The following is a 14,253-nucleotide window of genomic DNA, read 5'->3' on the forward strand; positions in this document are numbered from 1 at the left end:
CGCCCGCCTCCCCGCCGGCCCCGAGCCGAGCGAGGGAGAGCCCCCACGTGACCATCGCGCCCGCCGATCCGGCCGCAGCGATCGAGAGCGACGGTAACGAGAGCGACGGACCCGGGACCGTGCTTCTGCGGACCCTGACCGACCTCACCGCCGATCTCCCCGACACCGACCCCGGCAAGGTCGCCGCCGCCGCGCTGCGCGGCCGCAACGCCGGTTCGGACGAGGCCGAACTGCGCGAACTGGCCACGGAGGCGGCCGCCGGTCTGATCGCCGAGGACCCGGCGTACTCCCGGCTCGCCGCCCGGCTCCTGACGATCACCATCGCCGACGAGGCGGCCGGCCAGGGCGCCGTCACCTTCTCCGCCTCGGTCGCCGTGGGACACCACGAGGGCCTGATCGCCGACCGTACGGCCGCGTTCGTCGCCCTGCACGCCGAGCGGCTCGACACCCTGATCGACCGCACGGCGGACGACCGCTTCGGCTACTTCGGTCTGCGCACCCTCTACTCCCGCTACCTGCTGCGCCACCCGATCACCCGCCAGGTGATCGAGACCCCGCAGCACTTCATGCTGCGCGTGGCCTGCGGTCTCGCCGAGGACGAGAGCGTCCGCGCGCTGGACGAGGTCGCGGCGCTGTACGGCCTGATGAGCCGGCTCGACTACCTGCCCTCCTCCCCCACGCTCTTCAACTCCGGCACCCGCCACCCGCAGATGTCCTCCTGCTACCTGCTGGACTCCCCGCTGGACGAGCTGGACTCGATCTACGACCGCTACCACCAGGTCGCGCGCCTGTCGAAGCACGCCGGCGGCATCGGGCTCTCGTACTCCCGCATCCGCGCCCGCGGTTCGCTGATCCGGGGCACCAACGGCCATTCCAACGGCATCGTGCCGTTCCTGAAGACCCTCGACGCCTCCGTCGCCGCGGTGAACCAGGGCGGCCGGCGCAAGGGCGCGGCCGCGGTCTACCTGGAGACCTGGCACGCGGACATCGAGGAGTTCCTGGAGCTCCGCGACAACACCGGTGAGGACCAGCGGCGTACGCACAACCTGAACCTCGCGCACTGGATCCCGGACGAGTTCATGCGCCGTGTGAACGCCGACGGCGAGTGGTCGCTGTTCTCCCCGGCCGACGTGCCCGAGCTGGTCGACCTGTGGGGCGAGGAGTTCGACGCCGCCTACCGCGCCGCCGAGGCGAAGGGCCTGGCCCGCAAGACCATGCCGGCCCGTGACCTGTACGGCCGGATGATGCGGACCCTGGCCCAGACCGGCAACGGCTGGATGACGTTCAAGGACGCCTCGAACCGTACGGCCAACCAGACCGCCGAGCCGGGGCACACGGTCCACTCCTCCAACCTCTGCACGGAGATCCTGGAGGTCACGGACGACGGCGAGACGGCGGTCTGCAACCTGGGATCGGTCAACCTCGGCGCGTTCGTCGACACCACGACCCAGGACATCGACTGGGAGCGGCTCGACGCGACCGTCCGTACGGCCGTCACGTTCCTCGACCGGGTCGTCGACATCAACTTCTACCCGACCGAGCAGGCCGGGCGCTCCAACGCCCGCTGGCGCCCGGTGGGCCTGGGCGCGATGGGTCTCCAGGACGTCTTCTTCCAGCTGAAGCTGCCCTTCGACTCCCCCGAGGCGCGTGCCCTGTCGACGCGTATCGCCGAGCGGATCATGCTCGCCGCGTACGAGGCGTCCACCGACCTCGCCGAGCGCAGCGGCCCGCTCCCGGCCTGGGAGAAGACCCGGACGGCGCGCGGTGTTCTGCACCCGGATCACTACGACGTCGAGCTCAACTGGCCCGAGCGCTGGGCCGCCCTGCGTGAGCGGATCGCCGCGGTCGGCATGCGCAACAGCCTGCTCCTGGCCATCGCGCCGACGGCGACCATCGCCTCGATCGCGGGCGTGTACGAGTGCATCGAGCCGCAGGTCTCCAACCTGTTCAAGCGCGAGACGCTCAGCGGTGAGTTCCTCCAGGTCAACGCGTACCTCGTGGACGAGCTGAAGAGGCTCGGCGTGTGGGACGCGCAGACCCGTGAGGCGCTGCGCGAGGCGAGCGGCTCCGTGCAGGGATTCAGCTGGATCCCGGCCGAGGTCCGCGAGCTGTACCGGACGGCGTGGGAGATCCCGCAGCGCGGCCTGATCGACATGGCGGCGGCCCGGACCCCGTTCCTGGACCAGTCGCAGTCCCTGAACCTGTTCCTGGAGACGCCGACCATCGGCAAGCTGTCGTCGATGTACGCGTACGCCTGGAAGCAGGGCCTGAAGACGACGTACTACCTGCGCTCCCGCCCGGCGACCCGCATCGCCCGCGCCGCGCAGGCCGCCACCCCGATTCCCGTACAGGCGACCCCGGAAGACGCGGTCGCCTGCTCCCTGGAAAACCCCGAGTCCTGCGAGGCCTGCCAGTAATGTCCGTTGAAAAGAATCTCCTCGACCCGGGCTTCGAGCTGACCCTGCGTCCGATGCGCTACCCGGACTTCTACGAGCGCTACCGGGACGCGATCAAGAACACCTGGACGGTGGAGGAGGTCGACCTCCACTCCGACGTCGCCGACCTCGCCAAGCTCACCCCCGGTGAGCAGCACATGATCGGCCGGCTGGTCGCGTTCTTCGCGACCGGCGACTCGATCGTGTCGAACAACCTCGTGCTGACGCTGTACAAGCACATCAACTCCCCCGAGGCGCGGCTCTACCTCTCGCGCCAGCTGTTCGAGGAGGCCGTGCACGTCCAGTTCTATCTGACGCTGCTCGACACCTACCTCCCCGACCCGGACGACCGCGCCGCCGCGTTCGACGCCGTCGAGGAGATCCCCTCGATCCGCGAGAAGGCGCAGTTCTGCTTCCGGTGGATGGACTCGGTCGAGAAGATCGACCGCCTGGAGACCCAGGCCGACCGCCGCCGCTTCCTGCTCAACCTGATCTGCTTCGCCGCGTGCATCGAGGGCCTGTTCTTCTACGGCGCCTTCGCCTACGTGTACTGGTTCCGGTCCCGCGGTCTGCTGCACGGTCTGGCGACCGGCACCAACTGGGTCTTCCGCGACGAGACGATGCACATGAACTTCGCCTTCGAGGTCGTGGACACCGTCCGCAAGGAGGAGCCGGAGCTCTTCGACGACGCGCTTCAGCAGCAGGTCACCGACATGCTGAAGGAGGCCGTCGAGGCGGAGCTGCAGTTCGGCCGCGACCTCTGTGGCGAGGGCCTGCCCGGCATGAACACGGAGTCGATGCGCGAGTACCTCCAGTGCGTCGCCGACCAGCGCCTCCAGCGCCTGGGCTTCGCCCCGGTCTACGGCTCCGAGAACCCGTTCGCGTTCATGGAGCTCCAGGGCGTCCAGGAGCTGACGAACTTCTTCGAGCGCCGGCCGTCCGCCTACCAGGTGGCGGTCGAGGGCTCGGTGGACCTCGACGAGGACTTCTGAGTGATCCGTACGAGAGGGGCGGCGGCCGCCGCCGCCCTGCTCACCGTCGCGGCGGGCCTGGGCATCCGGTCCGCGGCGACGGGCGATGTCGCCACGTACGCGGGGGACGCGCTCTACACCGTCCTGGTCCTCGCACTGGTGGTGCTGATCGCCCCCCGGGTCCGGGCCGCGTGGGCCGCCGGGGTCGCGCTCGGGGTCAGCTGTGCGGTGGAGTTCTTCCAGCTCACCGGCGTACCGGCGGAGCTGGCCACGCGCGCGGTGGTCGGTACGCCCGCCCGCCTCGTCCTCGGTACGTCGTTCAACGCGCCGGACCTGTTCTGGTACGCGGTCGGGGCGGGAGCGGGCTGGGCCGTGCTCAGTCGTTGGGAACGGTCTCGTAACGCGGCGTTCCCTCGGCCATCTGCCTGAGCGCGTCCTTGCGGTCGCGCTTGGAGAGCCGGTCGATGTACAGGTAGCCGTACAGGTGGTCCGTCTCGTGCTGGAGGCAGCGCGCGAAGTAGCCGGTGCCGCGGACCTTGATCGGGTTGCCCTGGGCGTCCTGGCCGCGGACCACCGCGTAGTCGGGGCGGGCCAGTTCGGCGTACGCGGTCGGCACGGACAGGCAGCCCTCGTTGGACTCGTCAAGGACGCGCTGCTCGGCCGGGAGCTCCTCCAGGACCGGGTTGACCACGTAGCCGGTGTGACGCACACCGTCGTCGTCCGGGCAGTCGTAGACGAAGACCTTGAGGTCCACCCCGATCTGGTTGGCCGCCAGGCCCACGCCCTCGGCCGTCTTCTGGCTGGCGAACATGTCGTCGATCAGCGCCGCGAGCGAGTCGTCGAACTCGGTGACGTCCTTGCACTCCTTGTGGAGCACGGGGTTGCCGACGACCGTGATCGGGCGAGAGGTGCCGCGCTCACGGTGGGCGAGCTCGCGCGCCTCACAGTCCTCCGTGTCCACGACGAAGCCGTCGTTGATCTGCTCGTCCGTCTCCTGCTGCGCCATGTCCGCCGCACGCCTTCCTAGAACCCCGGTAATCGATCCCGTACAGCCTACGGGCAGCCGTCAGCAGACTTCTTCGAGATCCCGCCACTCACGGCTGTCGGGGCTGTCCGCGACCCATCCGTCGAGGAGCCCGCGGACCAGGCCGACGGGCGCGGCGATGCCGCACTCCCGCTCGGGGACCCAGAGCTCGCCGGGCGAGCGGTGACCGAGCGGTCCGGGGTGACCCGGTTCGCTGTGGTCGTGGGGGTCCAGGTGCTCGCCCTCGCCCTCGGCGCTGGGCATGGTCGACTCGGAGCAGGCGCGGCAGAGCAGCCGGACCGACGAGGACCAGTCCTCGGCGGCGAATCCGGCGTCGGCGGCGAGCTGCTCCAGGGCGTCGCGGTCCGCCTCGGTGGCGGCCTCCAGGAGGACCACCCAGGTGGGGACGGGCGACGGGGCCCACAGCTCGATCTCGTCGAAGACGGGGTACGAGGGGCCTGCGGTGGTGGTCCGCTCGCCGTTGGGCACGCCGTCGTGGAGGACGACCTCGCCCCAGCGCCGGCCGGAGGACGGCAGCGGGATGGAGAGCACCTCGATGCGGGCGGGGTCGAGCCTGCGGCCCCATACGACCTCGGCCTCGCCCTCCGGCGAGAGCCTGACGGCGGCGCTGCCGAGCTCCATGCCGGCGGGCTCACCGGTGCCGGCGGAGGCCCCGGGCACCTTCAGCCCGTACGCCTGCCAGGCGCGGCGGGCCAGCGGCCAGTCCTGGAGTGCGGTGGCGGCGATGCCGACGTTCCACCAATCCGGGGCGCCGGTCTCCTTGTCGAGCAGCGCGACGGCGCGCAGCCCGGCGGCTCGCGCCTGCTCCCAGTCGTGCCGGAACTTGTGCAGCAACGCCAGGTTGAACCAGGACTCCGAGAGCCAGGGCTCCAGGTCCGCCGCGCGCGTCAGCAGCGCGCCCGCGTCCTCGTACCGGCCGTCGCCGATCAGCGTGAACGCGCGGTCGGTGGCCTGCCGCCACGAGGCGGAGGGCCGATGCCGTACCTTCCCGAAGATCCTCACGATTCCCGCCTGCCGGTCGCTTCACCCTCTTGTTCGCATCCAACCATGCCCGGTTGGACGCGCGCTCATTACCCATGGGTTACCCAGCGGGGGCCGACGCGACGCCGCCTCTCGCGAGGACTCTGGCCAGGGACTCGACGACCTCCGGATGGTAGTCGCGGGCGGTCCCGAGGCGCAGGCGTTCGAGGGCGCCCAGGCCGCCCGCCGCGCTGTCTCCGGCCAGGTCGTCGTAGGCGTTGACGGTACGGACGATCCGGGCGGGCAGGGGTTGGTCACGGTACGGATCGGCCTGCCGTTCCACCACGACGGCCACGGCGGCGGGGACGCCGGTCTGGCGGACGACCGCGGCGCCGAGGAGCGCGATGCGGCGCTGTTCCTCGGCCGGGAGGAGGGCCGTGGCCCCTTCGGGGACGGGGTCGACGAGGGAGAGCTGCCCGATGTCGTGCATGAGCGCCGCGTACTCCAGGACGGTCAGCTCGGTCCCGGAGAGCCCCAGCTCGCGCCCGACGGCGGCGCTGAGCGCGGCGACGCGGTGGGCGTGGCCGGGCGGGGTGCAGCCGGCGATCTCGGTGGCGCGGGCGAGGGAGGCGATGGTCTGCCGGTTGGTGGTGCGCACGGCCGCGTACCGGCGGAACGCCACCTGCGTGAGCAGCAGCGGTACGCAGAAGACGGGCAGCGCCCAGAGCCCGGCGACGGCCACGCCGAGGGCCATCACGGCGCCGGTGGCGCAGACCGCGGAGCCGATGCCGAGCAGGGCGCGCAGCTCGTCGCGCAGGAGAGGGCCGTACGGGTACCCGGTGCGGGCGCGCAGCACGAGGGCGGCGACGACCGCGTCGCACAGGGCGGTGAGGACGAGCAGAAGCAGCAGGTAGAGGGCGTAGGACGGCCCCTGACCGAGGTAGTGGGTGAGATCGCCCGCGTTGTAGAGCGGCTGGAAGCAGAGGGCGGCGAAGCCGACGGTGAGGATGCGCCGCGCCAGGTGGTCCAGGTCGGGGCCCCTGCCGCGGGCGATGTGCGGGACGATCCCCACGAGCCCGCCCGCGACGGCGACGGCGATGATCTGGAGCACGCCGTGGGTGGTGGTGCTGCCGGCGTTCTCGCCGAGCAGGGCGTACGCGAGGGCTCCGGCGGCGGCGATCGGCGCGGGCTCCCTCTCGCCGGGCAGGGCGCCCCAGCGGGCGAGCTCGCCGCATGCGATGAGGACGCCGAACGCGAGGGCGATGCCGGGCTCCTCGACCCCGTACCAGAGCGTGGAGGCGAAGCCGCCGGTGGTGAGGACGAGCGCGGCTCCGTAGACGGCACCGACGGTCACGCCCCCGGGCTTCACGCGCTGCCCCGCGGGCGGGCGAGGGGTGGCTCGGGGGCGGCACCGGGCCGGACGGACGGCGGCTCGGGGGCGGCACCGGGCCCGGCGGACGGCGGCTCGGGGCCGGCGTCGCGCGGAGCGGGCGGCCTCGGCGTCGGGAGCCCGGCGCCCGGGAGCGGCGGCTCGTCGGCCGTGACCGCCGTCTGCCAGCCGTGGCGGTCGAGCGCCCGTACCAGCGCCCCCACCATCAGCGGGTCGAAGTGCGTGCCCGCGCACCGCTCCAGCTCCGCCACCGCCGTCGCCACCGGCCGCGCCCTGCTGTACGACCGGGTCGAGGTCATCGCGTCGAAGGCGTCGGCGACCGCGACCACCCGGGCGAACTCCGGGATCTGACCGCCCCTGAGTCCGTACGGGTAGCCGCTCCCGTCCATCTTCTCGTGGTGGTGCAGGATCGCCGCCCGTGCCTCGCCCAGGAAGCCGATGCCCCGCACCATCTCGTGTCCGTACTCGGGATGCAGTTCGATGATCCGGCGCTCCTCCGGTGTCAGCGGCCCGTCCTTCCTCAGGACCCGGGTCGGTACGCCGAGCTTGCCCACGTCGTGCAGGATCCCGGCGAAGCGGAGGATCTCCAGACGTTCCTCCGCCATGCCGAGTTCCCGGGCGATCAGCACCGAGGCTGCCCCGACACGCTCGCTGTGCCCCCGGGTGTACCGGTCCTTGATGTCGACGGCCTGGACCAGGGCGCGGATCGTCGCCTGGTGGGCGGCGCGTTCCCGGTGGTACTGGGCGAAGACCCAGCACGAGATGTACATGGGCAGCAGGACGAAGAGCGCGGCGACGGGACCGTACGTGCTGCGCCACAGCACGGCCATCATCAGCCCGGCGAGCCCGTGCACGACGTGCGGGGCGAGGGCTCGGACGAACAGCCCGCGCCAGGCGGTGCGCGGGGCGAGGCCCTCGGCCGTCGCGCGGATCCCGCCGGTCAGGGCGGTCAGGACCAGGCAGAAGGTGAGCGCGGAGGCCCCGGCCGGCAGCAGGACGTACGGGAAGTCGGGGGTGGCCGCGCCCCGCCCGAGGACGCCCTCGCGGCTCAGGGCGGTGGCGACCAGCGCGGCGGCCCAGACGGCGAGCGCGAGCTGTCCGGCCCGCCATACCCGGCGTACCCCCGCCGGCCGTTGCTCGACGCGGGCGAGCAGCACTCCGGGCAGGACCGTGAGCGCGGCGGCGGAGGGCGGCAGGAGCAGCGCCGAGGCGAGCAGGACGGGAAAGAAGGAGCCCGCGCCCATGGGCACGGAGCCGCCCAGGGCCCGGCCGAGCAGCGGGCAGCGGCCGGGCAGCTCGCACAGGGCGTAGAGGGCGGTGAGGAGGGCGACGGTTCCCCAGGGGGTCTGCGCGCCGGGGCGCAGCGCGGGCAGGACGCATCCGGCGGCGCCGAGGAGGACGCAGCCGATGTACACGCGTGCCGCTCGCGGAATCGCCATCACGCCCATCACGGCTGTCACGCTAGCGAGTCGGGCGGCGCGTTCGGGCGGTCGGCGAGCGATTCGCACCATCGGGTGATACAAGCTGATGTATGCATGAGGGCCGCCGCGACGGTCTCGCGGCGGCCCTTCACACAGGATCGGCGGTCACTCCTGGGCGGTCGCCGTCACATCCGTCACGTCCTGGTCGGGCATCAGGTGCCCCGAACGGATGAGGTCGATCCGGCCCATCACCTTGGCCCGCAGATCGGTGGGCACGTCGTCACTGCCGCAGCAGCGCTTGACGAGCTTCTTCACCGCCTGCTCCAGGCCGTACTTCTCCAGGCACGGGGAGCACTCCTCGAAGTGGACCTCGAACTTGGTGCAGTCACTGTCGGGCATCTCATGGTCGAGGAACTCGTAGAGATGATCCAGGACCTCTGAGCAGTCCGTCTCGTGCGGCTCTCCGCAGCTCATGAGCCCGAGCCTTTCAGATCGTTCGACGACTCTCCGGCGCCCGCGGGAACGAGCCCGCGGTCGCGGGCGTAGTCCTCGAGCATGCCGCGCAACTGGCGGCGGCCCCGGTGCAGTCGGGACATCACCGTACCGATGGGTGTCCCCATGATGTCCGCGATCTCCTTGTACGCAAAGCCCTCGACATCCGCGAGATAGACGGCGATGCGGAATTCCTCGGGGATCGCCTGAAGCGCTTCCTTCACGTCGGAGTCCGGCAGGTGGTCGAGGGCCTGCGACTCGGCGGACCGCAGACCGGTCGACATGTGCGACTCGGCGCGGGCGAGCTGCCAGTCCTCGATCTCCTCGGCAGCGCTGCGCTGGGGCTCGCGCTGCTTCTTGCGGTACGAGTTGATGAAGGTGTTGGTGAGGATGCGGTACAGCCACGCCTTCAGATTCGTACCCTCGCGGAACTGGTGGAACGAGCCGTACGCCTTGGCATACGTCTCCTGCACCAGGTCCTCGGCGTCCGCGGGGTTCCGCGTCATGCGCAGGGCGGCGGAGTACATCTGGTCGAGGTATCCGAGGGCGTCCCGCTCGAAGCGCGCGTTGCGCTCCTCGGTCGTCTCCTCGGGGCCGTCGTCGGTCCCTGTGTCGGTCCCAGTGACCGGACCCACCTCCTCCAGCGCTGCGGCGAACCCGAATGCGGACCCGCTCGATTCGGAGGATAGACGAGGAACCCCTCCACCCGCCGCCCGAATAGGGGCGGTCCTGGGCGCGGGCAGCACTGTCCAGTCGAGGTCAGCGGCCTTCACGCGCTCGGGGCAGATGGTCGAACCCATGCGACGGACTCCCTCTTCCTTGCTCTCACACCGACATGGGGCACAACCGTGGTCGCGTGCTCAGCATTCCCGCAGTGACGCGGCCCACGAGGTGACGTCCTCGACGATGAGACCGAGGGTCCGCTCGGGTGTGACGGGGGCCCGCTTGGGGACGGCGAAGCCATGATCGCCGTACGGCACCTCGGCGAGTCGGAAGTCGCCCTCGGGGAACTCCTCGGGCTTCCCGAAGGGGTCGCTCCCGCCCTGCACGACGAGGGTGGGCAGGCCGGTGGAGAGCAGCTCGTCGGCCCGGGACTTCTCGGGCTTACCCGGCGGGTGCAGCGGGAAGCTCAGGGCGAGCACGGCGGTGGCGCCGAGCTCCTTCCCGGTCCGGCAGGCGACCCGGGCGCCGGCGCTGCGCCCTCCGGCGATCACGGGAAGGCCGGGGGCGGCGAGGGCGGGCCAGAGCCCGCGCCACCCGGTGTCCAGGGTCTTCGGCGCGGGCGCCACCTTCTTCCCGGCGACCCGCCACGGCTGCTCGACGAGCGCCACGCTCACGCCGTGCGCGGGCAGCGCCCCGGCGAGGGCCTGGAGGTCCCGCGCCTCGATCCCGCCGCCGGCCCCGTGCCCGAGGGCCAGGACCGCCCAGGGCTTCCTGCCGGGGTGCCAGGTGATCCGGGCGTCCCCGGCGTCGGTCGATACGTTCTCGGTCGATACGTCCTCGGTCGATACGTTCTCGCTCGTGGTCACGCGACCATCCTGCCGCGCCGGACCCTCTGGGGGCCGCGCTCAGAACAGCGTGCCGACCTCCGGACCCTCCAGTTCCGTCAGGAGCTCCGGGCCGTTGTTGCGGACGTTGCTGACCGCGGTGGCCACCGGGTACGCCCGCATGAGGCCCCCCGGAGGCGCCGCGAGCAGCCCCTGGAGCTCCTCCAGGTCCGTGCGGTGCGGGTCCAGCCACGCGTCCCAGCGGTCCGGGGTCAGCATCAGCGGCATCCGGGGGTGGATGTCCGCGAGCGAGCCGGGGCCCTCCGCCGGGGCCACGCCCAGCGGGCCCGTCTCCGCCTCGGTGGTGATCACGGAGCACGTCACCCACCACGCCGAGGGGTGGTCGTCCGGCAGCGTGCGGTCGCGCCAGAACTCGTAGAGTCCGGCCATCGCGAAGACCGAGCCGTCCGCGGGAGTCACGAAGTAGGGCTGCTTCCGCGGCCGCTTCTTCTTCCCCTCGACCTCCAGGTCACGCTCCCCGGACCCGGTCACCCACTCGTAATAGCCGTCGGCCGGCAGGATGCAGCGCCGCGTGGCGAAGGCCCGCTTGAACGACGGCTTCTCGGCGACCGTCTCCGCCCGCGCGTTGATCATCCTGGCCGCGCCCTCCGGCGACTTGGACCAGGACGGCACCAGACCCCACTTCAGTGTCCGCAGCTGGCGAACCGGACGCGGTGAATCCGCGTCTTTCAGAGGGCGTTCCAGGACCGCGTAGACCTCCTTGGTCGGGGCCACGTTCCAGTCGGGAGCGAGGGTCTCCTCGGGCTCCCACTTCTCGACCTCGAAGACACCCACCAGGTCCTCGGGCCGACGACTCGCTGCATACCGTCCGCACATACGTGCCACACTGCCACGATCCCCCACCCCACCGAGGAGCCGATCCCAGAAATGACCGAAGTCCTCGGTACGCAGCCGGCCCCCGAAGAGTGGCTGGTGATCGCGACCGCCCTCGCCGCCCTCGCCGTCACCGTGCCCCGCGCGATATGGCGGCTGTCCCGCAACGCCATCACCATCGCCCACGAGGGCGGCCACGGTCTGATCGCCCTCGTCACCGGCCGCCGGCTCCAGTCCATCCGGCTCCACTCGGACACCAGCGGGCTCACCGTCTCCCGCGGCCGCCCGACCGGCCTCGGCATGATCCTCACGGCCGCCGCCGGCTACACCGCAGCCCCGCTGCTCGGCCTCGGCGGCGCCTGGCTGCTCGCCGACCACCGGATCACGCTCCTGCTCTGGCTGGCGACCGCGCTCCTACTGGCCATGCTCGCGATGGTCCGCAACGCGTACGGGATCTTCACCGTGCTCGTCACGGGCGCCGCGTTCCTCCTGGTCTCCTGGCTGACCGGCCCGGACGTGCAGTCGGCGTTCGCGTACTCCGTCGTCTGGTTCCTGCTCGCCGGCGGGGTCCGGCCGGTCTTCGAGCTGCAGGGCAAGAGGCGCCACGGAGGGGCCCCGGACTCGGACGCCGACCAGCTGGCGCGCCTCACCCACGTCCACCCGGCGATCTGGCTCTTCTTCTTCCACGCCGTCGCGATCTGCTCCCTGATCGGCGGAGGGCGCTGGTTGCTGGGGCTGTAGTCGGAGCCGTCCCCACTAAAGTGAGGGCATGACCGAAACCCCCTCGCACGCCGACCTGCAGACCGACCCCTGGCCCGCCCCGTACGCGAGCGGTTCCGTCGACGCGACCGTCACCGTGCCGGGATCGAAGTCGGTCACCAACCGCGGCCTGGTCCTCGCCGCGCTCGCCGCCGAGCCGGGCTGGCTGCGCCGCCCGCTGCGCTCCCGCGACACGCTCCTGATGGCCGATGCCCTGCGGACGCTCGGCGTGAAGATCGAGGAGGGCGTAGGTCCTGACGGCACGGGCGAGGCCTGGCGGATCATCCCGGCGGGGCTGCGCGGCCCGGCGACCGTGGACGTCGGCAACGCGGGTACGGTCATGCGCTTCCTGCCGCCGGTGGCGGCCCTCGCCGACGGCCCGGTGCACTTCGACGGTGACGCCCGTTCCCACGAGCGTCCGCTGAACGGCGTGATCGACGCGCTGCGCGTGCTCGGCGCCCGGATCGACGACGACGGGCGCGGCGCGCTGCCGATGACGGTGCACGGCGGCGGGGCGCTCGACGGCGGCCCGGTGGAGATCGACGCCTCCTCGTCCTCGCAGTTCGTCAGCGCGCTGCTGCTCTCCGCGCCCCGCTTCAACCAGGGGGTGGAGGTACGTCATGTCGGGGCCAAGCTGCCGTCCCTGCCCCACATCCGGATGACCGTCGACATGCTGCGTCTGGTCGGCGCCCAGGTCGACGAGCCGGAGACCGGTGGCGAGCCGAACGTCTGGCGGGTCTCCCCCTCCGCCCTGCTCGGCCGGGACCTGACCGTCGAGCCCGACCTCTCCAACGCCCAGCCGTTCCTGGCCGCGGCCCTGGTCACCGGTGGCCGGGTCACGGTTCCGGACTGGCCGGCCAGGACCACCCAGCCCGGTGACGCGCTGCGGGAGATCTTCACCGAGATGGGTGGCTCCTGCGAGCTCACCGAGGCGGGCCTCACGTTCACCGGCAGCGGCCGGATCCACGGCATCGACGTCGACCTGAGCGAGGTCGGCGAGCTGACGCCCGGCATCGCGGCGGTCGCGGCGCTCGCCGACTCCCCCTCCACACTGCGCGGCGTCGCGCATCTGCGGCTCCACGAGACGGACCGTCTGGCGGCCCTGACCAAGGAGATCAACGAGCTCGGCGGCGATGTGACGGAGACCGAGGACGGTCTGCACATCCGCCCGCGCCCGCTGCACGGCGGGGTGTTCCACACGTACCACGACCACCGCATGGCGACGGCGGGCGCGATCATCGGCCTCGCGGTCGAGGGCGTGGAGATCGAGAACGTGGCGACGACCGCCAAGACCTTGCCCGACTTCCCCAGGATGTGGACCGAAATGCTCGGAGTCTGAGGCATGCGGCGTTACGGGAAGCACACCGACGAGGACGACATCCGCCAGCGGCCCAACCGCAAGGGCAACCGTCCCCGCACCAGCATCCGCCCGAAGCACGAGGACGCGGTCGAGGGCATGGTCCTCACCGTGGACCGGGGACGGCTCACCTGTCTGGTGGACGACCGGATCGTCATGGCGATGAAGGCGCGCGAGCTGGGCCGCAAGGCCGCCGTCGTCGGCGACCGGGTCTCGATCGTCGGCGACCTGTCCGGCGAGAAGGACACACTGGCCCGGATCGTACGGATCGGCGAACGCAGCTCCGTCCTGCGTCGCACGGCCGACGACGACGATCCGTTCGAGCGCGTGGTCGTCGCCAACGCCGACCAGCTGGCGATCGTCACCGCGCTCGCCGACCCGGAGCCCCGCCCGCGGCTGATCGACCGCTGTCTGGTCGCCGCGTACGACGGCGGGCTCACCCCGCTCCTGGTCCTGACGAAGTCGGACCTGGCCCCGCCGGACGACCTCCTGGAGATGTACGGCGCGCTCGGCGTGCCGCACGTGGTCACCACGCGGGACGAGTTCGTGGACGGAGTCGCCGCCGAGCGGGTCCACGAGCACCTCAAGGGGCGGACCACGGCGTTCGTCGGGCACTCCGGTGTCGGCAAGACGACCCTGGTCAACGCCCTGGTGCCGCCGGAGCGTCGGCGGAGCACCGGCCTTGTCAACGCGGTCACGGGCCGCGGCCGGCACACCACCACCTCGGCGCTCGCCCTCCCGCTCAACGACAAGGAGGGCGGCTGGGTGATCGACACCCCCGGCGTGCGCTCCTTCGGGCTGCACCACGTCGATCCCTCCCGGGTCATCCTCGCCTTCCCCGATCTCGTACCCGGCACCGAGAACTGTCCGCGGTCCTGCAGCCACGACGAGCCGGACTGCGCGCTGGACGCGTGGGTGGCGGACGGGCATGCCGACCCGGCTCGGCTGCATTCGCTGCGCCGCCTTCTCTCCACCCGGGAACGACGCGAGGGCGACTGAATCGCGCACGTTTGCGGTCGGCCGCTCTTGGTAAGTGCATAAT

At 71.7% G+C, this 14,253-nt stretch carries 14 protein-coding genes; 6 read left to right on the forward strand and 8 right to left on the reverse strand.

Annotated features, from left to right (window positions below; all coding sequences use genetic code 11):
- The first annotated feature begins 47 nt into the window (after positions 1-47).
- The 3 genes from ACFYV5_RS09170 to ACFYV5_RS09180 are packed head-to-tail and all read left to right on the forward strand — an operon-like array spanning position 48 to position 3,835.
- Positions 48-2,417, forward strand: a complete 2,370-nt coding sequence (locus tag ACFYV5_RS09170; RefSeq protein ID WP_389166156.1) for a ribonucleoside-diphosphate reductase subunit alpha — start codon at positions 48-50, stop codon at positions 2,415-2,417.
- Positions 2,417-3,427, forward strand: a complete 1,011-nt coding sequence (locus ACFYV5_RS09175) for a ribonucleotide-diphosphate reductase subunit beta (protein WP_355108228.1) — start codon at positions 2,417-2,419, stop codon at positions 3,425-3,427. Before ACFYV5_RS09170 ends, ACFYV5_RS09175 begins: the two co-directional genes overlap by 1 nt.
- Positions 3,428-3,835 (forward strand): DUF2809 domain-containing protein, encoded by a 408-nt coding sequence (locus ACFYV5_RS09180; RefSeq protein WP_389166160.1) that lies wholly within the window; start codon positions 3,428-3,430, stop codon positions 3,833-3,835. It abuts the gene before it with no gap.
- Here ACFYV5_RS09180 and def read toward each other — a convergent pair.
- From def to ACFYV5_RS09220, 8 genes are all read right to left on the reverse strand, one after another.
- Positions 3,783-4,412, reverse strand: coding sequence for a peptide deformylase (gene def, locus ACFYV5_RS09185; protein WP_355108232.1), 630 nt, complete (start codon positions 4,410-4,412; stop codon positions 3,783-3,785). The two genes, ACFYV5_RS09180 and def, sit on opposite strands and share 53 nt — an antisense overlap.
- 60 nt (positions 4,413-4,472) lie before the next feature.
- Positions 4,473-5,453 carry a hypothetical protein gene (locus ACFYV5_RS09190; protein ID WP_215065589.1) on the reverse strand — a complete coding sequence of 327 codons (981 nt, stop codon included), beginning with the start codon at positions 5,451-5,453 and terminating at the stop codon, positions 4,473-4,475.
- Positions 5,454-5,532: 79 nt separating this feature from the next.
- Complete coding sequence (locus ACFYV5_RS09195; protein ID WP_389166164.1) at positions 5,533-6,780, reverse strand: HD-GYP domain-containing protein; 1,248 nt, start codon at positions 6,778-6,780, stop codon at positions 5,533-5,535.
- On the reverse strand, positions 6,777-8,261 hold the full coding sequence (locus ACFYV5_RS09200; protein ID WP_389166167.1) for an HD domain-containing phosphohydrolase: 1,485 nt from the start codon (positions 8,259-8,261) through the stop codon (positions 6,777-6,779). Before ACFYV5_RS09200 ends, ACFYV5_RS09195 begins: the two co-directional genes overlap by 4 nt.
- A gap of 126 nt (positions 8,262-8,387) precedes the next feature.
- Positions 8,388-8,696: a mycothiol system anti-sigma-R factor gene (gene rsrA / locus ACFYV5_RS09205; protein ID WP_355108235.1), complete on the reverse strand. Its 309-nt coding sequence runs from the start codon at positions 8,694-8,696 to the stop codon at positions 8,388-8,390.
- Positions 8,693-9,349: a sigma-70 family RNA polymerase sigma factor gene (locus tag ACFYV5_RS09210; RefSeq protein WP_030207302.1), complete on the reverse strand. Its 657-nt coding sequence runs from the start codon at positions 9,347-9,349 to the stop codon at positions 8,693-8,695. The genes rsrA and ACFYV5_RS09210 overlap by 4 nt, the downstream gene beginning before the upstream one ends.
- A gap of 225 nt (positions 9,350-9,574) precedes the next feature.
- A complete protein-coding gene (locus ACFYV5_RS09215) occupies positions 9,575-10,243 on the reverse strand; it encodes an alpha/beta family hydrolase (protein ID WP_389166170.1) in 669 nt (222 codons plus the stop codon).
- 39 nt (positions 10,244-10,282) lie between these two features.
- On the reverse strand, positions 10,283-11,098 hold the full coding sequence (locus tag ACFYV5_RS09220; RefSeq protein ID WP_389166172.1) for an SOS response-associated peptidase: 816 nt from the start codon (positions 11,096-11,098) through the stop codon (positions 10,283-10,285).
- Positions 11,099-11,149: 51 nt separating this feature from the next.
- Here ACFYV5_RS09220 and ACFYV5_RS09225 point away from each other — a divergent pair, with 51 nt between their 5' ends.
- From ACFYV5_RS09225 to rsgA, 3 genes are read left to right on the forward strand one after another with little or no spacing between them, the layout of a single operon-like run.
- Positions 11,150-11,836, forward strand: a complete 687-nt coding sequence (locus ACFYV5_RS09225) for a M50 family metallopeptidase (RefSeq protein WP_355108240.1) — start codon at positions 11,150-11,152, stop codon at positions 11,834-11,836.
- Positions 11,837-11,864: 28 nt separating this feature from the next.
- Positions 11,865-13,193: a 3-phosphoshikimate 1-carboxyvinyltransferase gene (gene aroA / locus ACFYV5_RS09230; protein WP_389166175.1), complete on the forward strand. Its 1,329-nt coding sequence runs from the start codon at positions 11,865-11,867 to the stop codon at positions 13,191-13,193.
- 3 nt (positions 13,194-13,196) lie between these two features.
- The gene (gene rsgA / locus ACFYV5_RS09235) at positions 13,197-14,210 is read left to right on the forward strand and encodes a ribosome small subunit-dependent GTPase A (protein ID WP_355108244.1); all 1,014 of its coding nucleotides are present in this window, start codon (positions 13,197-13,199) and stop codon (positions 14,208-14,210) included.
- The last annotated feature ends 43 nt before the right edge of the window (positions 14,211-14,253 follow it).

Origin of the sequence: Streptomyces sp. NPDC003035, from assembly GCF_042888285.1 — a bacterium.
Taxonomy (GTDB): domain Bacteria; phylum Actinomycetota; class Actinomycetes; order Streptomycetales; family Streptomycetaceae; genus Streptomyces.

Coding starts and splice junctions, on each gene's coding strand:
- ACFYV5_RS09175 (WP_355108228.1), top strand. CDS start 2,417: ATGTCCGTTGAAAAGAATCTCCTCGACCCGGGCTTCGAGCTGACCCTG.
- def (WP_355108232.1), bottom strand. CDS start 4,412: ATGGCGCAGCAGGAGACGGACGAGCAGATCAACGACGGCTTCGTCGTG.
- rsrA (WP_355108235.1), bottom strand. CDS start 8,696: ATGAGCTGCGGAGAGCCGCACGAGACGGACTGCTCAGAGGTCCTGGAT.
- ACFYV5_RS09220 (WP_389166172.1), bottom strand. CDS start 11,098: ATGTGCGGACGGTATGCAGCGAGTCGTCGGCCCGAGGACCTGGTGGGT.
- ACFYV5_RS09225 (WP_355108240.1), top strand. CDS start 11,150: ATGACCGAAGTCCTCGGTACGCAGCCGGCCCCCGAAGAGTGGCTGGTG.
- aroA (WP_389166175.1), top strand. CDS start 11,865: ATGACCGAAACCCCCTCGCACGCCGACCTGCAGACCGACCCCTGGCCC.
- rsgA (WP_355108244.1), top strand. CDS start 13,197: ATGCGGCGTTACGGGAAGCACACCGACGAGGACGACATCCGCCAGCGG.